Here is an 18,804-nt window from a genome sequence, read left to right on the forward strand (position 1 = left end):
TGTGTGATTCATGGGAATGCCTGTCTTCGTTCTCCCGATCGACTGTTGCGAGCCTTGGATGCGCAAATCACCTCATTGCGGCGAGTATTGAACGGGTGAAACTTTCGACATGGCTACTGCGAAAAAGAAAGCTTCAAAAAAGAAAGCTGCGAAACGGCAGTTGATCAATACCGGCACGGACAAGCGCTTCGTCCGCCGCAATGCGAAAGGACGATTCAAAGAGAGCGACGACGTCGGCAAATCTTTGGCAGCCGACCGCCGGAAGAAAGCAAAAACAAAATCAAAGCCAGGGCAGGGAGACAAAGGCGACAGGTGATCGCGGGCTCGGAAATAAAGGCCGCTTAACCACAACGGCACAACGCGGCAGCGCCGGAACCAAGGGATGGACACGGATCCGGAGAAGACAAAGGCCGTTTAACCACGAATTACACGAACCACACGAAATAACTGAAACGAGGCCAGAATCGGGTTTGGAGCCGCGCCCACACTCGTGTGAATAGTGTGTTTCGTGGTTGTTTCCTTCTTCAGGTAGTCCCGTTCAGGCGCACATCAAAGCAGAGGCGTGGTGCGCTTGCACAACTGCAGCGACAGCCCCCAGGGATCGCGCATCATGATCAGGTGCGACCCGTCGGCCTGACGGACTTCATCGACGATCTTCGCGCCAGCCGCGATAAGCCGCTCGGAATCCTTTGCGGGATCGGCGCTCACCAGTGCGAGATGAAACGTGAGCGGATTCATACTGTGGTAATCCGGAACCTGATCGGGCGGATTACAGTAGATTTCGATCACGGACGAACTGGAGTCGGCCAGAAAATGGGTTTGCGTTGGATGCGGAACGTGGCGGACAACCCGCAAGCCGCAGTGTTTACAATACCAGTCCGCCACAGCGACAGGGTCAGCGACATTGAATGCGGCGTGTTCAATTTTCATAAACAGTTATCGGTTGTTCGTTGAGTGCCATTTTCAACAGTTCAGCGTTGCAGTCACAGTTCAATCCTGAACACCACCGACGTCGCGAATGGCATTTGCGGCGGACAGGTCACCGTCAATCCGTCCGATTCCTGACGCCAATCCAGTGGCCCATCGTGCCCGAGCATCTTTACTGACCGAACCCGCTGGCTCGCGTTCGATCCAAGGGTTTTGATGTTCAAGCGTGCACCGGGTTCTGGGACGGCCATGCAAAAGGCATACACCGCGCCGTCCTTCCCCAGCGTGAATCGGAAATCCGTTGGACCGAACTGAAACTCCGCGTGCCTTCGTCCAAGCTTCCCGCCCGGAAGCATCTTCAACCGGCCGCCGTCCGTGTTGCCTTCGCCTGCCACCCGCCATGCGCGGCTGCCATAAATGGCTTCGCCGTTTCTTCGCATCCAAACGCCCACCTCCTTCAACATCCGCTGGCTTCCCTCATCCAGCGAGCCATCGGGCAATAGCGAGACACACACGGCGGCATTCCCATCCTTGGCCACGGCTTCGATAACGTAACGGATCACCATGCCGGAATCGTATGTAAAACCCGGGCTGTAATACCAATCCCCGACGGGCGCTTCAGCAATCCATGGCTGATCGGTTTTGATCTGAGCGGGAATGCCATGTTCTTCCGTGTTGACCGTGCCGTTGTTCTTTGGACGGAACTTCACGATGCTGAACGTGTCGACCTTGCCGCGCCGCGCGAGAGCCTGGTTATAGAAATGTGCAATCACGCGTTGCATGGCATCGCACTTATAACCCGATCCCGTGCCCGACCCGCTAAACGGCTGCGTACTGGTGCCATCCGTATAAATGAAATCCGGATCGTAACCGTCAATCACATCCATCATCCGCAACGCCCATTGCGTCGCATACCACTCGGCGTAGCGCAGGTGGTTTGTGAAGATCCCGGACGCAGGCACGTTCCACGGCCCTGCCGCCGCGCGCGCGACGCCTTCGTATTCCCGCAGATCAATGCCATACAGAAGCCGAGGATCGAGCCCTTCCCACCATTTCCCCTTGCCATCTGCGAGCGTGAGGTGGGCGTCGTACGGCACACCGGCTTTCGGGCCGTCCTTGTCGCTGCCAAACGCGGTCTGCCACCAATACCAGGTGTATTCGTGATGGAATGTGACACCGTAACGCATGCCTTCTGACCGCGCAGCTTTCGCCCATTCGGCCAGCAGATTGCGTTTGGGTCCGAGCCGGGTTGAATTCCATGGATGATGCCTGGAATCCCAAAGGTCGAAGTTATCATGATGAACTCCCTGGATGATCAGGAAACGCGCGCCGGCTTCTTTGTAGGATTGACTCAGGGCTGCTGGATTCAAGTTGGTGGGATTCCATGCGCGCAGCACCTCTTTGTAACCGACCTCGGACGGATGACCAAAGTTCTTCAAATGGTTCTGGTATGCGGCGTGGCCCTGTTTGTAGAGATTGCGCGCGTACCAATCACCGCTTTGCCCGGATGCCTGGGGACCGAAATGAACCCAGATGCCGAACTTCGCCTCGCGCAGCCAATCCGGCACGCCGGGATAATTGGTTTCGATCGATTCCCACGAAGGCGCGAAAGGCCCGCTTGCGATGTCGAGATCCAGTTTGGCTTCGGGGAAACTCCTCGCGTTGCCGAGGGGCACGCTGTCCTGCGGGCGCGGTGCCGCGACTTCGGGCATGGGCGGCAGGTGGGGTTGCGTGACGCAACTGGAAAGGGCGATGACGAATGCGCAAGCCATCAAACAGTGCACGGCTGGGCGAGGTCTCCGGAGAAGTTTCGCAATCAGCGTCATAAGAATGTTCTCAGTCTGCGCAACATGAGATTCCTTTTTCGAGCGGAAAAACCTCTACCCTATGAGGGAATTCAACCACGCATGGACACGGATAAACACGGATCTGACGAAGAATGCTGAAACGCTAAAAACTAAAAGTTCCATCACGCTCGCGAAGTCACACTGAAGCAGGTGAAGCCTGCGCTCCCGTTCGACGTTTGTCTTCTTCGCGCCCTTTGCGACCGTAGCGTGGGATTACTTGTTTGACCACGGACAGGAGGTATACCCACGAAAGACACAGGGGTCTCAGGCCGATATTCAGGAGCTCACGCGGGTCGCCGCCCGGCTTTAACTTGACGATCGGTATGGCTATGTCAGACTTCGCGCCGCCGCTGTGAGAGTCCATTGTCGCGGTCGAAAAAGGAAAATTCCCATGAACTCACGAGTTCGCTTTTGGTTGAACGCCGCAGCCGTTGCAGCGCTTTTGTTTCCGCCGTGCGCTCGGGCGAAGGATGTCCTGGAACTCCAATCGCACGCCGCAGAGGACGGCTGGTTTCATTACCGCCTGCGCACACTCGAAGATCCTTTTTTCAACGGGATTCACATTGCCGGCATCGGGCCCTGGTTCACTAACTATATTACGAGCATCGTGCCCGAGGGTTGGACTAACGGTTTCTACAATGGAACGTGGAACGGGATAGCATACGACGGCTGGGCCCCGCAGCCCCGTTTGAACGAAATCAGTTTTTCCGTGCAAAGCGGGCAGCATCATTTTCGAGAGGGAATGGTCACCCTGATCATCGGTCTCACCTCCTTCGATCCCATGTTTAGCGGGGGCGGATATATCAACTTGAAGGCGCTCGTTCCCTGCCGTCCGGAGGATGCCAGTGGAGGGGAGCAAGAAATGGTCACGCGCGCAGAACTGGTGCCTGATGTAGTCGTCGATGAACTGATCGTGACGAACGGCCTGGTTTACGGCATCACGTTCTCGTGGAACGGGGAATCGACCGTTCAAATGGAGGGATCGCATGACTTTGTAGCATGGATCCCAATTGCGAGAATCCATGGTTATGCTCCGCAGACGACCTGGCGCACCAATGTGGCGCTGAATGGGTTTGGCAGTTTCTTCAGGCTGTCACTTCTTTCAGCCCGGCATCTTCCGGGGCTTGCCAGCCAGGCCGGAAAAGGCACGCGCGCTGGTCCCACGATTCCATTGCAGCAACAAAGAATCGCCGGCTCCAAGTTGTTGGTGATGTTCATATCCGAGCCGGGTAAAAGCTATGTGATTGAACAAAGCGAATTCGGTGGGGAGATCTTCTCAAGAGCACGCGTCGACGCCTCGGAGGCTGTCACTGAAGTGCCGCTGGAGATCGTCCATGATCGCCCCAGCGTAAAAATACATGTGCGAGAATTGACGGAGAAGTGAAGTCAGTCGTCTGATGTCCCTTGTCCGGGTTGAACCATGAATGCACACCAATGAACACGAATCCGGGAGACGACTCCCATGACCACGAATCACATGGCGCGGCAGAGCCGCAACGAGAACGGGAAGGGGAAACGGGTTGACGCGAATTACGCCAATTTGCGCGAATTGAAGGCAGGATGGTTCGAGGGAATTTCTAACCACGAATCACACTAATCACACGAAAAGGGGCGCTGCCATCGTTCATCGGATTCCAGTTTTCCGGGCCAGACAGCGCAGCATCGATTCCTTCCAGGCGTTCATTTCGGCATGGGAGAAGAAGCGGCGGCTTTTGAATTCCGGCAGGCGTCGGCGGCGACCGGCGGCCAAGAGATGGCAAATGGCAAATGGCAAATGGAAGATGGACCGGACCCCACCCTCGACCTTCAACGAACAACGAACAAGAATTGAGCGCGACTCCGCAACCTCCTGACCTCCCAAGAGGCTGATCTGCTCGCCTCATGCAAAACTGCAGGGTTCGGTTTTGCTTCGGGCGGCAGTTCCCTGTGAATGGATGGCTGCATCGGACCGCTGTTTTGAATCGAAAGCCCGGCTGCGACCGGAGTTGCGACGCCAGTGTCGCGAAGACATTGCCGCGGAACGCATTTCAATTGAACGCCACGGCGCATCCGTGCTGGACCAAATGCTGCCGCTGCTCTGCGCTCCTGTTCAATGCCGCTTTTCCTTTGCGGCCTTCGAGTCCTTCGCGTGAGGCTTTTCGAGGTTGAACCACGAATGAACACCAATCCCAAGGAACGAGTTGCATGACCACGAAAAACACGATTCCGAAAGGGGAAACGGGCTTACGCGAATGACGCTAATTTTCACGAATTGACCAGGATATAAGGGCAAACGGGTTTACGCGAACTTTGCGAAGTGGTGCTAATCGAAATGAAGAAATGACAGGAAGCTGTGTGCGCAAACCTCTGATCGCATTTCGTGTGGTTCCGTTGATTCGTGGTTGACGATCCCCCCTCTTTCCGGCTCTCTCCCGGTTCGTGCCTCTCAGGGTGAGAGAGAGAGCAGAAAACTCGGGATATGGACCGCGCGATCGGGCGTCAACCCTCAACCCAAACCCCGCCAACGGCCAACTGACACATATCGATTTACCAAGAGCGCAGCCGGTAAAACCGTTCATCAGCGCCCGCTGCCGTGTCCGTAAACACCTGTGCACCACCGATCCCGGGAACCGATGGCAATGAGGTCCAATTAGGGGCCAGCAACGAGTCGGTGTGTTCCAGCGCATAGACTCTTCCGCTTTGCGTGTTTGCTGTACAGGTGAACGTGGTTTCTACGAGCATTGGATTGAAGAGGAGAACCGGCGGCAGCGACGTCCCTTCGATCTTCAATGCCATGCTGTGGAAATTTCCTGCCGCGATCGCCACGACGTTGCTCAGGCCGGGTGGAATATCGATCTGTCCTGCCGGTTCGCGGACGCAGTTCGTGTTTCCAATGAATTGGCACTCGCCGTTTGCCCAAGCCCCGTTGCTTCCCCAACCCAGCACCGTTCCATCGGATTTCAACGCGAGATTGTGCTCCAAACCTCCCGCCACGGCCACGATGTTCCCCAAACCGGCAGGAACAGTGGCCTGGCCCATGTCATTGAATCCCCACGCCGTCACCGTGCCATCAGCCTTCAAAACAAGGCTGTGGAGTCCACTCGCGTTGACCGCGACGACGTTGCTCAGACCGGGAGGAACATCGGTCTGTCCAACGCCGTTCCATCCCCAGGCAACCACCGTTCCATCAGCCTTCAACGCCAGATTGTGGTATTCGCCCGAGTCGATGGCGATGACATTGGTCAGTCCGCCGGGAGGAGTCGCCTGGCCTTCGCTGTTGCGTCCCCACCCGGCCACCGTGCCGTCAGCCTTCAATGCGAGGCTGTGGGTCCAACCCCCTGTAATGGCGACGACGTTGCTCAGACCGGCAGGGACATTCGTTTGACCATGATCATTTTGGCCCCATGCCGTCACCGTGCCGTCCGCTCTCAACGCCAGGTTGTGAAATCCAGCTGCCGCAATGACCACGACATTGGTTAAGTCGGAAGGAGCAGGGTGGTAGAGGCCCCAAGTGGCCACGGTTCCGTCGGCTTTCAGTGCGACGCTGTGCCACTCGCCTGCGGAGATCGCCACGACGTTGGTCAGGCCCTGGGGAACAGAGGACTGGCCAATCCTGTTGTCGCCCCAGGCGATTACGGTTCCCGTTTGAGCCGAAACGTGAGCGGCAAATCCGAGCAAGGCGATGCCAATGAGGAGTGTTCCAAATGGTGGAACCATTGTTGCCCGTGAAAATTTGCCGTCCATGGCCTTTGCCACTGAGGAAAATGTCTGTTGCATGGCGTGGACGGTAGTGTTCCAGTCGGCATCGCGAAATAAGGTGCAAATCCCAGCAGCGACGAACGCGCGCGCGGCTCAGGCGAGAAGGAACTTGAGGGCAGAGAACCGAGGATGGTGGAGGGTGGAGGACCAACCACGAGCAACGCAGCGCGGCGGAGCCGCAACCAAAGGAGGGGAAAAACGGGTTCACGCGAATTACGTGAATTTTCACGAATTGAAGTGGAAGTTTAACCACGGATCGACACGGATGAACACGGATTCGGATGCAGCCTCCTCTGGCTATTCTTCCCCACCTCTGCGTGCTCCTGTTAAACGTCTTCACTCAGTCTCCGCGGCGAAGAATTGATTAACCGCACATGACGCCGATTCTCGCCCTATGGAAGATTCTGAACATCCTTGTCATTCGGAATCATTGGGACTGTCACGTTTTCCGCTGAACTGGAGTTCTACGGCGGCACCAGCGCTTCCAAATCCAAACTGCCACGGTGATGCCAATACACGCCCAAAATACTTCCACCGCATCCGAGATCCCAAGGAATCCGAGTTCGAGCCATTCGACACCTTGAATAACCCCGGTCGTGCCGGCGCTGATCCGCCAGATGGCGTCAATCCCCGTTAAAACAAGCAACGCAATGGTCAACCCAAAGAAAACAGCGGCGTGCAGCATGTCCCACTTCCGGTTTACCCATTCCAGCATCGGAGTGCGGCGCGGGTTGGCGGGGGGCGCTTGTTTTACTTCTTCGCTCGCCGCGGGCGCAGACGGGATTGCGGTTGCACTCGGTTGAACGGGAGAGGACGGCGCGGCAAGCGAATTGACAGCGAAAGTCGAGATTTGCGGCGGCGGCTGATAGAGTCCGGCGAACTGGCCTGGCGCAAGGGGACGGACAATCGTGGTTATCCCTGGCAAAGCCAGAAACCAAAAGAGCGTTAACACACATCCCGCGCCGAGCACGCATCTCCAGATCGGCACGGTGCTCATGAACCAGACCCGGATTAGTCCCACCAGCCAGACACACCAGGCAAGAAGCAGGAGCGGGACTTGCCACCCGAGCGCCGGGCGGTCGCGGACAAAGGCAACCTGGAAATCGCGCACTGCGAACTCCCCGCTTGTCCCCATATTCTGCACTGCAACCCAGACGTGCTCCATTCTGGGATCAAGCTCAAACACCGCTTCATCCGAGCTCCACGGTTGCGTTCCCTGCGCAGGTGCGAGGCTATGCGGCCGCTGGAACATCCCCACTCCCGCTTTATCGATGCCATAACAAATGATCCGTCCGAGGCGCCAGTCAACGGAGCCTGGCTTGAGATCGCGCGAAGAGTAATCGCATCGAATCCACACATACCGCTGGTCGCCGGCCTTGAGTTCGCGGCTGAGGTGGGGGCTCGGCCTCTGCGGCATGGCTGTTAAGCGGACAATCGTCGAGGATCCCGGTCGATGTTCGAAGTTCACCCCATCGGGAGACCTTTGCCAGCCGGCGTCTCCGAGCAAGAAGGACGGGTTCGAAGGGACAAGGGTGCGTTCGAAGCGGTGATGCCAAAGCGCAAAAGTGCATGCCGCCAGAAGGCACCATGAAATTACGAATGCGATCAGCCGGGTGTGCCTGGGCATCGGGTGCCTTAACCAGAAACGGAAGGAGACGTTCTCGTTGAAGCAGCTGTTCAATTGCGGTTAGAATTTCAAGTCAGGATATTGCCGTCAATCAGGGAGGTGCTTTTCAACCACGAATGAACACGAATCCGGGCGACGAGTTGCATGACCACGAAAAACACGAATCACACGAAACAAGGAGACAAGCAAAACGGTTTACGCGAATTTCACGAATTGTCGCCAATTAGCGGGGGAGGTCGTTAACCCTGGATGGACACGAATTTGGAAAAAGGCTGAAACGCTTAAAAGCTAAAAGCTGAATTCCGTTCGACGTGTCTTTTCAACGATGGGGAAATCAGCCGTACACTCTGGTTCGCCGGCTTGCACGGGGTCCGCCATTCTTCCTATCCTCTGTTCGTGGAAAAGGCCGCCGATCGGACTTGTGAGATGTGCGGGAAAGTGATTCATCCCGACCGGGATGAATGGGCTCTCGACAATTTTGGAGACGCGCTCTGCCACGATTGCCATCTCCAGGCATTGGCAGTGTTTCACGCGCAGGGCGTCGTCTGGGACGGCCAGACATTTGGTTACGAGATTGGCGCAATCAGGGACTTCGGCCTCCCGTTCAACCGCGCGTTTGACCCTCCCTGCGAGATGTCCGATTGCTCCAGCGAAAAGGTCGGACGAAACGAACCATGTCCCTGCGGAAGCGGAAAGAAGTTTAAGAAGTGTTGCGGACAATAATCCAGTTCTTCCTTGCGACGACGGAGCGTTCGAGAACGGCGAAAACACTAAACCACGAAAGAAGCTGAAGAGGCTGACATCGAAGCGGCGCGACGGCGCAGGTAACCGCTCTGAACAAAATTAAACTCCGAAACTCCATGGCAAAGATTGCAATGATTGGCGCCGGCAGCCTCGTTTTTTGCAAGACGCTGATGTCTGACTTTCTCGCAACCCCGGCGCTCGCGGGGAGCGAATACCGGCTCATGGCGCTGTCGCATACGCGGCTCGACAAAATGAAGGCGTTCGTCGAACGCATGATCCAGGATAACGGGGTGGACGCCCGCGTGCTGGCAACGACGGATCGGCGACAGGCGCTCGCAGGTGCGGATTATGTTGTCGTCATGCTTCAGGCGGGTGGCGTGGCTGAGTTTCGTCAGGATTATGAAATTCCGCTGAAGTATGGCGTCGACCAGTGCATCGGCGACACGCTCGGGCCCGGCGGTGTATTTCGGGCTCTGCGACACATTCCGGCTTTAATGGAGATTGCCAGTGACATGCGGGAGTTGTGTCCGAACGCGGTCCTGTTCAACTACGCGAATCCGATGGCAATGTGCTGCAGCGCACTGGGCCGCGTGCCGGGATTGCAGTTCGTGGGGCTGTGTCATGGCGTGCAAACGACGATGGACCTGATCGCCAGCTACGTGGGCGTGCCGAAGGGTGAGATCGATTTCCTGGCGGCGGGCATCAATCACATGGCGTGGTTCCTCCGGTTGGAACACAAAGGCCGAGACCTTTATCCAAGGCTCCGGGAGAACTTTGAACGTCCGGGTTATTACGTGAATGAAAAGGTGCGCGCTGAAGTCATGCGTCATTTCGGTTACTTCATGACGGAAAGCACGGGGCACCTTTCGGAATACCTGCCGTATTTCCGAAAGAACCGGAAGGCGCTGGAGCTTTACTGTGATGAACCCTCGTTCGGCGGGGAGAGTGGTGCGTATTACAAATATTGCGCGATGCTGGCAGAGAAGTTTGCCACGACAGAACCGCTTTCGATCGAGTCGACGACGCTGGGCCCGCGCAGCGCGGAGTATTGCTCGCACATCATCGAGGCGAAGGAAACCGGGAATGTCTTCCGCCTGAATGGCAATGTTCGCAACGACGGGTACATCACCAACCTGCCGAACGGCTGCTGCGTGGAAGTGCCGGTCTACGTGGATCGGCTCGGCCTGCATCCCACGGTTGTCGGCGACCTGCCGCCACAGTGCGCCGCGCTTAACCTGACCAATGTGATCGTGCAGAACCTGGCGGTGCAGGCGAGCTTTGCAGGAGACCCGGAACTGGTAATGCAGGCGGTTGCGCTGGACCCGCTCACCTCGTCCGTGCTCACGCTGAAGGAGATTCGCGAGATGGTAGGTGAGATGCTTGAAGCTGAGCAACAGTATCTGCCGCAGTTCAAAGGCAAAACCCTTCGCCGTGTGGATGCCATCAAGGTTCCAGCGGACGTGGTGCGACAGGAAGTGCCGCTGGACCCCGCCCTGGCCATTGCCAATCGCTTCAGCAAATTGGCCAGTGCTTGAGGCAGGGCGCGTGTTTCTGATTCATGCGAATGGCTGCTCCGTATTTTTGCAGCGAGCGCCTGGCCTTCATGGGTAATTAAGCGGGTTGCAGACCGAGGCAACTCGGCTACTGTTTCCCGAGGCTGATGCACCTAAACTGTCCCGCTGACCCGGCTTATGATTAAATTCCTCATCCCTATTCTTCTTGGTTCAACCGCGATGGTCAGCGATGGGCAGCAATGCGTTATTCTCCCAGCCCAGCAAGCGCTTCAATTTGGGTTGCTGGAGATTGGAACGTATTCCGGGGGACAAAGTGTCGATGTAGCCAATTCGCCGCAATGGCTCGAGGATGGCCGCGTTATCATTGGCGCGGCCGATGACGACACGGTCGCGTTTAATCGTGGCGCGATCTATTTGTTCCATCCGGTCTCACACGGGCTCGATTTGCAGACTAAGATCTTGCCTCCTTCGGATATCAAGGGCCTGGGAGGCGAACTAGCGGCCAGCGAAGGTTGGATTGCCGCCACGGCTGCGACAGTGTCCAGCAACATCACCACCGTTTGTCTTTACCAGGCGACCAATGGGAGTGACTTCGCTTTTCGCACGAATCTTTTTTCCAGCGATGTGCCGATGGTGGGATCGTCGTTCGGGAGCGGCTTTCGTGGCATCTCGATGTCTGGTTCGTGGCTGGCGGCTGTGGAATATGTGAATCCGCCCAAGGTGCATCTGTTCAAGCGGGATGCGGACGGAATATGGCATCGGCGTCAGACGCTGGCGTTCCCTGGAGAGAGCACGTCGTTTCAACAGGCGAACGTGCGGATCTTTGGAGATCTCCTGGCAATGGGACAGCCCAACAACGGCCATTCCAGCTTCAAAGGCGCGGTTCACCTCTGGCGCCATCAGCTCAACGACACGTGGATCTTTGAAACCACGCTGGTGCCGCCCGGCCTTGATGCAGGGGATCGCTTTGGTGTCGCCACTGCGTTGGACAACGACCGAATCTTCGCCACCGCTCCCGCCGCGGATGTGGGCGATGTCGTGGATTGCGGGGCTGCCTATGTGTTTCGCCGGGTGAATGCGGTTTGGACGTTCGAATCCAAGATCGCCGCGGCTTTTCCAAAAATGAATGATGTCATGGGATTTCAAATTGCGTTTAGTCCGCTGGGCGGATCCTTTCTGGCGATCGCAACGCGTGGGAACATCTGGATGTTTCAACCGAACGGAATCCACTGGGCGCAGGTTTCGAGGGGCCATTCCGGCAAGGTTTTTCGGAACTGGGAAAGTCCGGCTGGGGAGATCAACTCCTACAGTTATGGTTTCATTGGAGCCTCGGTGGATGAGCTTGCGATTCGCGGCCACCAGGTGGTTGCGGGGTTGCCGGCCTCGAGCACGCTGCTCGAGCATGGCTGGCATGCGATTATAACACGGTTTGTCACGAATAATCCCTGCACCAGCGTTCCGATTGGTTACCGTCCCATTGGTGCCGCTTCGGGCAGTGGCAATCCACCGCCCGCGTCAGATGCCGATGGGGATGGGCGGAGCGACCTGGCAGAAATGTATTTCGGCACGTACGCGGACCGCAGCAATGTGCTGTCGAGCGGCATCAAGGGAGCATTGTCCCACGACAGGAGGCTGACTGTGGAATGGCCGCACGCCACCGACCCAGAGCTGATGGTGAGCGCGAAACCAGAGTGGGGCACCAATCTGTCGTCCTGGACGACAAATGGGATCACGATTGAAAAAGTTCGTGATGAAGCTGAATACGGACGGGAGATTCTTCAAGCCTCGCTTCCGATCACGAATGGTGCGGCGGCCTTCTTTCGATTGGTTATCTCGGAACCTCCTGCACCTCCGCCGACTGAATGAGGGTCCCCGGCAACGAATCGGAGATGCAGCAGTTTCATGGAATCGCATTGCGCACGCGCTGCGGAGTGAACAGATTCATGCAATGACTTCGAAACGGTGGCGGTCGATCGTGCTGTTAATGGCGCTTTCGATGACGCATTGCTCCCGTCCGCCGGAATCCCACCTGACCCTGGCGCCGATCTGCAAGGCTGAAAACCGCAGCGCATGGATGTCTGTTTCGGGTTTGTGTCATATCCTGGCGTTTTATGGGTTAGGGCCGACGGATTTACCGGGCATTGCGTCTGGCAAGGAGATAATAACCTTACTGACGGATGAAGCCGCCGCAGCTGCGGCGTTCGGACGATCTCCTTTTGTCAAAGCGGGTGAAGGGGTGAGATATGCCTTGTTCGATGAGGCGTCGTGGGAGGTTGCAGTCGGGGAAGCGCATCGGGACCAATGCCTCGCAACGTTTGCCGCGCTGGACCTGCCGCTGCACACACCTGTACGGCTGAACTCCGGCGCGCGCACGCTGCGCGACTTGCTTGCGGAATCCATGGCGGGATTTGACCTGGATCGGAAGGAAATTGCGTGGTCGGCAATGGCGTTTGCAAGATATCTCCCGCCGCTAAGTTCCTGGACCAACCGGGCTGGCATAGGAGTTAGTTTTTCCGCGCTGGCCAATGCGCTGATGGCAATCGATTTGAACTCACAAAAGTGCGCGGGCGTTCATGTGATTGAAGCGTTGCTGGCGATCGAGGCGGCCGACGCTGTCCATTTGATCCTGGATCCATCGACGCGCAACGCCCTGCGATCCCGCTTGAACCCAACCCTGCGGAATGCGGGGGAACGGCAGCGAAGCGACGGCATGTGGGGTAAGTCCTGGTGCGCAGGGATGAACGACGAGACCGAGCCGATGTCGCCGTTTCAGATGAGCTTCCTCGTAACCGGGCACCTGCTGGATCTTTTTGCCCGACTGGATTCGGATCGAAGGCCTGATCGCGCTTCGTTGGAACGGGCAGCGCGTGCTTTGACAGCAGCAATGCGATCGACGGATGTTAGGCCGAACGGATTTTGGGTGTGTCCGTATTCGCATGCGGCACGGGGTGTGAATGCGGTTTGGAAGCTGGAGGAGTAAAGGCGCGTCTCCACCACGAATCACTCGAATCACACGAAACAGCATTTCGGGAATGGCGGAACGGTTTTTCGCGAAACACGACGCCTGCGTCTTGACGTTTCGAGACGGGAAAAAATTTCGTCGACACCCACCGGGAGGCATACGCCGGAGAGAGCGAGATTCAGGCCAATTAACGGGCGTTTTAATCCGGAGGGCTTTGCAGATCCACCTTGCATTTTTCCCTCGCGTTCCCTAAAAGCGAGGGCGTGCCAACGCCGAACGAAAACCCTGAAGGGCGTGGTGTCCCTTCGTCCCGGCCAAAAGCCCTGCTGGGGGTGGTGTTTGCTGCGCTGATCGCCCTCGGAGTGTGGGCTGTTTTGCGTTCCACGCGATCGCCAGAGACGCCCGCCCCAGGCGGGACGAACGGCGTCGACGTCGCCCTCGCGCCTTCGTATTCCGCGGTCCTGTTGACGAATGCGCCCGGTCCGCTGGTGGCCGACCCCCGCTGGTCCGGGGTGCTTGGGGTTTTGGAGTCGATGAAGAATTGGGCGGAGGCGAATCCCGTGTGCCACTTGCTGGTCACTACGGAGGGGCTGGGCGGCAAAACCTACGCCGAAACCGAGATGTTCCGCTTCCAGGAAACCGACGGCACCAACCTCGTGACGCGCATCAAAGTGCATCTCCGATTTCCCAATGACGTGACGTTCCTGATCGAAAAGGTCGGCGAGGAAATCATCGCCTACCTGCCGGAAAGCGATCAATTGGTGAAGGTGGACGCAGAGAAGGAAATTTCGAAGCAACTCGGGCTGGACCTGCAGAATCCGGGAACGCAGTCGTTCCTGAACCTGTTGCGGCTTGCGTTCGTGGAAACCAACAACACCCATCGGGCGCTGACATTCGCGTTCAAACCCGAGGTGCTGAACGTGCCCTCGGCGGCCTCAGCAGATTCTTTTACAACGTTGCGCATCGATGAAAAGGGCGCGCTGCAGACCGTGGAGCAGACCGAGGGCGGTGAGCATCGGGTGATGCGGGTGCGTTACGTGGCGTTCCAGCAGGAAGCCGTTGTGCGCGCCGCGCCGCAGATTCCAGAAGATAAACCTGTCGTTACCGGCAAGGCGTTCGCCATCGCGTTGCAGGAAGAGATCATGAAAGTGAGAGAGAAAGGAAACCGCATCTGATATGAAAAAACGTTTCGAGATTCCGGTTGAGCCCAGCGGATTCAACGCGTTTGTCATTGATGATTATCTCCGCATGATCCAGACGCCGGAGAAGCGGCGGGAGATCATCGCGACGGTCGGCTATTCGCCGCAACTGCGCGAGGCCTATGAGAAGAGCCACGGCCTGCCGCGCGGCGCGGTTGAACTGGCGATGCTCACGGAGGACAGCCGCTTCAAGGCGACCAACGAACGGATCGTCAAGCGCTTCACCGGCAAGGAACCGGGATCGCTCGATCAAAAGGAAATCACGGACGCGCTGATGGAAGTGCAATCGATGGGGCAGGGCCTGCAGGCGCTGTATCCCGAGGCCGTGCATTTCCTGATGCAATACAACGCGCTGGCGCAGCGCAACAAGGCATCGTTTCGTGGCGATTACCGGTTCACCACGGATTACAAAATCATTCTCGCGCAATGCAGTTCACCCTGGTGGTACACAAACGCGCGCGTTTACACCGACACCAACGTCGTGTGGAACGCGAACGTGGCCGCCTATCAGCAGGTTGCTGTGTTGTTGTGGCTGGCGCTCGCCGTGGCAGCGGCGTGGGCCATCTTCCTCTATGCGTGGGTCTGCCTCGTTGTAGCCATTTGTCCCATCGTCTCCTAACCCCCGCACATTATGATTATCACCCCCCATACGCTGTCGCTCCTCGTGACGAAGCGCTGCACAGCGGCCTGCGATCATTGCTGTTTCACCTGCAATCCGGAGCGGACCGAGGCGATCCCGATACCGAACCTTTACAAATACATCGAGCAGGCAACCATTTTCCCGACGATGCGCGTCGTCGTGTTCACAGGAGGCGAATGTTTCCTGCTGGGCAAGGAACTCGACAACCTGGTGAAATGGGCTGACGGCTTTGGCTTCATCACACGGTTTGTATCGAATGGTTATTGGGCGACGAGCCGTGCGACCGCCGTGAAACGGTTGCAGAAATTGAAGGACGCGGGGTTGAAGGAAGCCAACTTCTCCACGGGCGATTGTCATGCGGAATATGTGAAGCCCGAATACGTGCGCAACGGCGCCATGGCCGCGGTCGACCTGGGAATCACGTCGGTGATCGCGTGCGAAGTCTTCAAGGGCAGCCATTTCAAGCTTGATGAGTTCATGGCGGACAAGGAGTTCTACTCGCTGGTGGACCAGGGGAAGATCATCCTGCGCCTCTCGCCATGGATGCGATTCGAAGGCAAACGCACGCTGAACCAGACCGACACGTATCTCAATGTCATGCGCGACGACCGGGTTGCGGGAGGCGCGTGCAGCACTGCGCTGAAGGTGCTGGCGATCACGGCGGAGGAGGATCTCATCGCGTGCTGCGGCCTGACGATGGATTACATCGAGGAAGTGCATCTGGGTTCGTTGAAGAACGAAACGATCGGGCAGATTGTTCGAAGGCTCCCCGACGATTTCATCAAGATCTGGATTCATCTGTATGGGCCGGATGCGGTGATCCGTTACGCGCAGAAATTGGATCCGACGATTGAACGGCCTGAGCAGATGGCGCACATCTGCGACGTCTGCCGCTACATGTACAATCATCCCCGCATCCAGGAGGTGGTTGCCGCAACGCCGCCGCCGAACATGCGGCAGATTCTTGACCAGTATTACCAGTCATTGATGGTGCCAACGCCGAACGCGGAGCATCAGCACGCGATTGTATCGCAGGGCATTGGCAACACGAACAAGGCGTTGCGCGAGATGCATCGGATGGCTGTGGGCCAGGAGCCGAAGAAGTGCTGCACTGTATGAACGACGGCGCGATACCATTCACGGAAAAAGTGCGGCGTGCCGGGGTCGTGGAGCATTATCTCCTGCTGGGCGAGGGCAACATGCGGCGCTGGGATTGGGAGAAGATGTCGGCGAAGTTGCACGGCGACACGCTGGCACTTTGGCGTTTTCTCCTTCTCGGGCAGAAGGTTCCCGAAGCTGAGGCCGAAACGCTCCTGGGCAAGCAAGCCCTTGGATTTCTGACCCGCCACAAGATGTGCAAGGTCGAGAATGGCGAACTGAGCCTGGGAAGTGCGTGCCTGTTGAGTTATCGGGACCATCTCTTCTTTGCGGACATGGGTTCGGCGGCGCGCACGTTGTTCAGCGATGAAACCCGCGCATTGATCAGCCTCATCCCGCGCTTGGACAAGGGCCGTGTTCTTTCGCTTTATCCGACGACCGGTGTTGAAGTGTTGCCGCTGATTTCGAAGGGCAACGTTGAAGTGGCATTCCTGGAGGAGGAAAAGGAGCGGACGCTGCTCGAGCCCAATTTGGAACTTGGTGCGGCGGGCAGAAAGCATTCCTACATCACGAAGGCCAAGGCGAAGAAAAGCCAGTTCGATTTGATTCTTTCGTCGCCGCCCTCATGCATCGCGGTTCCCGGAATTTCATTGCCGGCCTATGTGGCTGGCGGCCCTGACGGGTGGAAGTGGGTGAATGAAAGCCTGCGCATTGCGGAAAAGTCGCTCGCACCCGGCGGCTCGATGGTGATGGTGTTCATGTTCTTTGCAAAGGCTGAGTCCAAGGACATGGAACCGCAGCTTCGCGCAAAGCTGGAACCGTATGAGCTGGATTACAGGCTGATGATTCCGAGCAAGATGCTGATGGAACCTGGCGTCCCGATCTTCAACCAGCTGGTTGCGATTTCCGGCTACTTCAGCAAATCGACCAATGCGGAGAGCGTGATCAAGCGGGTGCTGACATTCCTGAAGAAGAGAGAATATGGCGCCGTTTACCTGGTGAAGGCCGTCTTTACGCGGCCGACCGAAGGCGAACGACGCCGCGACATCACGAACTATTCGGATGATTACTACGGAACCTGGACGTTTTAAAAATTATGAAACGACGCCAATTCATCACGCTGGTGGGCGCCTCCGCGGTGGCTGCCCCGTTCCTCGTCAAAGAAATCGCGGTTCGTCGTTCGGCCCGGGCGATTCCCGCGGCCAATCACGAGCGCAAGCCTGTGGCGATGGCTGTTTCTGCGGATGAGCAGCGTGTGATTGAAGCGCTGCAAGGACGCTCGAAAGGCGTGTACTTATTGGGCGGATGTGTCGTTGCAAAGATGCAGCAGCGCGACCTGCCGTTCATCAACCTGCTGGTCAGCTCGCAGAGTTTTTCCGAGCTTAAGCGCGAGCTGTTCGTGATGGGCGTGCAGCCTGTTTCGACGCCTGAATTGCCGCCCACGGTGATTCGCTTCACGTACGCGGGCAAACCCTACAGCGTCGTGAATCTTCCGCTCAGCGAATACCTCAAGCAGAACACGCTCACGAGCGAACTGTCGTTGATTCCGTTCGCGCACAATTTCCTCGTGTACTCGTTGACCGATCAGTGGGTGATCGATCCCTACAACGCGCTCGCGGGCAAGGAGCAGCGGATTCAGTTGATGCAGGATCCCGCGTCGCCTGTGGCCGCGCTGACGTGCGCGCTCGCGGGGACGTTTGACATGGCGTTGCTGGGATTGAAGGAATCGCCACGTTTCACGCGCATGGTTGAGAAATGCCTCAAGCAGATTGTGGATGCCACAGCGGCTCCGCTGATCGTTGAGCAGGTGATCAACTACGTGCCTGACGTGCTGGAACTTTGCGGTTTCCAGGCGATGCAGCAGTTTCTCCTGTCGCCGCTTGCCGTGGCCGCAGGGCGCGACGGCGCTGGCGTGGATTTTCGCAAGGTGAACTCAGCTCTGGTGTCGGCCAAGCGCCGCCGGATCAAGATCGATGGCGCACAATTGCTCGGCGCGATCAACAAGGAATTCCTGGCGAAGGAGAATCCGGATGGCATCGGGCTCGGGGTTTCCGACTACATGGCGTCGCAGGGATTCATGCTGCGCCGCACCGATCTTCTCATGGCTTCGCTCAAGCTTCGCGAAGCCGAACTCGCTGCCTGACATGACGAGCCTGGCATCCAAGTTCTTGATCCTGGGCATTGTCACACTGCTGCTGGTGCTGCCGCTGGTATTTCGCAAGGTGCCGATGAACCGCTACTATGGTTTCCGCACCAAGGCTGCGTTTCAATCGGAGCAAAACTGGTATGAGATCAACGCGCGGGGCGGCCGGATGATGGCGTGGGGTTCGCTTGCGATCCTGCTCGTGGGTGCCATTGGATTTTTTATTCCCGAGAAATACACGCTGCTCTACATCGGCGGCGCTTTGATTGTGATCGCGATCGCCATTGTGGTTCCACTTGTCAGTTTTATTGGATGGCAGCGCCGCTTCGGACCGTAATTGCAACTGGGTATGGATGCGGAATGCG

17 protein-coding genes are annotated in these 18,804 nt (G+C 57.4%); 13 read left to right on the forward strand and 4 right to left on the reverse strand.

Annotated elements, in window-relative coordinates:
• The first annotated feature begins 109 nt into the window (after positions 1–109).
• On the forward strand, positions 110–316 hold the full coding sequence (locus tag VEH04_19025) for a hypothetical protein (GenBank protein ID HYG24866.1): 207 nt from the start codon (positions 110–112) through the stop codon (positions 314–316).
• A 233-nt stretch (positions 317–549) separates the two neighbouring features.
• Here the strand turns inward: VEH04_19025 and VEH04_19030 are convergent, their stop codons facing one another.
• Together VEH04_19030 and VEH04_19035 are read right to left on the reverse strand one after the other, a co-directional pair.
• Positions 550–930 carry a VOC family protein gene (locus VEH04_19030; GenBank protein HYG24867.1) on the reverse strand — a complete coding sequence of 127 codons (381 nt, stop codon included), beginning with the start codon at positions 928–930 and terminating at the stop codon, positions 550–552.
• Positions 931–983: 53 nt separating this feature from the next.
• Positions 984–2,699, reverse strand: a complete 1,716-nt coding sequence (locus VEH04_19035; protein ID HYG24868.1) for an alpha-L-fucosidase — start codon at positions 2,697–2,699, stop codon at positions 984–986.
• 466 nt (positions 2,700–3,165) lie between these two features.
• On the opposite strand from VEH04_19035, the gene VEH04_19040 reads away from it, so the two are divergent.
• Both VEH04_19040 and VEH04_19045 read left to right on the forward strand, forming a co-directional pair.
• On the forward strand, positions 3,166–4,158 hold the full coding sequence (locus tag VEH04_19040) for a hypothetical protein (protein HYG24869.1): 993 nt from the start codon (positions 3,166–3,168) through the stop codon (positions 4,156–4,158).
• Positions 4,159–4,236: 78 nt separating this feature from the next.
• Positions 4,237–4,371, forward strand: a complete 135-nt coding sequence (locus VEH04_19045; protein HYG24870.1) for a hypothetical protein — start codon at positions 4,237–4,239, stop codon at positions 4,369–4,371.
• 929 nt (positions 4,372–5,300) lie between these two features.
• Here VEH04_19045 and VEH04_19050 read toward each other — a convergent pair.
• Both VEH04_19050 and VEH04_19055 read right to left on the reverse strand, forming a co-directional pair.
• Positions 5,301–6,530 (reverse strand): hypothetical protein, encoded by a 1,230-nt coding sequence (locus VEH04_19050; protein HYG24871.1) that lies wholly within the window; start codon positions 6,528–6,530, stop codon positions 5,301–5,303.
• Positions 6,531–6,951: 421 nt separating this feature from the next.
• On the reverse strand, positions 6,952–7,929 hold the full coding sequence (locus VEH04_19055; GenBank protein ID HYG24872.1) for a hypothetical protein: 978 nt from the start codon (positions 7,927–7,929) through the stop codon (positions 6,952–6,954).
• A 648-nt stretch (positions 7,930–8,577) separates the two neighbouring features.
• On the opposite strand from VEH04_19055, the gene VEH04_19060 reads away from it, so the two are divergent.
• From VEH04_19060 to VEH04_19105, 10 genes are all read left to right on the forward strand, one after another.
• Positions 8,578–8,862 (forward strand): SEC-C metal-binding domain-containing protein, encoded by a 285-nt coding sequence (locus VEH04_19060; GenBank protein ID HYG24873.1) that lies wholly within the window; start codon positions 8,578–8,580, stop codon positions 8,860–8,862.
• Positions 8,863–8,999: 137 nt separating this feature from the next.
• The gene (gene melA / locus VEH04_19065) at positions 9,000–10,418 is read left to right on the forward strand and encodes an alpha-galactosidase (GenBank protein HYG24874.1); all 1,419 of its coding nucleotides are present in this window, start codon (positions 9,000–9,002) and stop codon (positions 10,416–10,418) included.
• A gap of 156 nt (positions 10,419–10,574) precedes the next feature.
• The gene (locus VEH04_19070) at positions 10,575–12,263 is read left to right on the forward strand and encodes an FG-GAP repeat protein (GenBank protein ID HYG24875.1); all 1,689 of its coding nucleotides are present in this window, start codon (positions 10,575–10,577) and stop codon (positions 12,261–12,263) included.
• 82 nt (positions 12,264–12,345) lie between these two features.
• Positions 12,346–13,377 (forward strand): hypothetical protein, encoded by a 1,032-nt coding sequence (locus VEH04_19075; GenBank protein ID HYG24876.1) that lies wholly within the window; start codon positions 12,346–12,348, stop codon positions 13,375–13,377.
• A gap of 245 nt (positions 13,378–13,622) precedes the next feature.
• A complete protein-coding gene (locus VEH04_19080; protein HYG24877.1) occupies positions 13,623–14,534 on the forward strand; it encodes a hypothetical protein in 912 nt (303 codons plus the stop codon).
• Between the two features lies 1 nt (position 14,535).
• The gene (locus VEH04_19085) at positions 14,536–15,177 is read left to right on the forward strand and encodes a hypothetical protein (protein HYG24878.1); all 642 of its coding nucleotides are present in this window, start codon (positions 14,536–14,538) and stop codon (positions 15,175–15,177) included.
• 12 nt (positions 15,178–15,189) lie between these two features.
• The gene (locus tag VEH04_19090) at positions 15,190–16,317 is read left to right on the forward strand and encodes a hypothetical protein (protein ID HYG24879.1); all 1,128 of its coding nucleotides are present in this window, start codon (positions 15,190–15,192) and stop codon (positions 16,315–16,317) included.
• Positions 16,314–17,387, forward strand: a complete 1,074-nt coding sequence (locus VEH04_19095; GenBank protein ID HYG24880.1) for a hypothetical protein — start codon at positions 16,314–16,316, stop codon at positions 17,385–17,387. The genes VEH04_19090 and VEH04_19095 overlap by 4 nt, the downstream gene beginning before the upstream one ends.
• A 5-nt stretch (positions 17,388–17,392) precedes the next feature.
• Positions 17,393–18,439: a hypothetical protein gene (locus VEH04_19100; GenBank protein HYG24881.1), complete on the forward strand. Its 1,047-nt coding sequence runs from the start codon at positions 17,393–17,395 to the stop codon at positions 18,437–18,439.
• 1 nt (position 18,440) lies between these two features.
• Positions 18,441–18,776 carry an SdpI family protein gene (locus VEH04_19105; GenBank protein ID HYG24882.1) on the forward strand — a complete coding sequence of 112 codons (336 nt, stop codon included), beginning with the start codon at positions 18,441–18,443 and terminating at the stop codon, positions 18,774–18,776.
• The last annotated feature ends 28 nt before the right edge of the window (positions 18,777–18,804 follow it).

This window comes from Verrucomicrobiia bacterium, assembly GCA_035629175.1.
Lineage (GTDB): Bacteria > Verrucomicrobiota > Verrucomicrobiia > Limisphaerales > DASXHY01 > DASXHY01.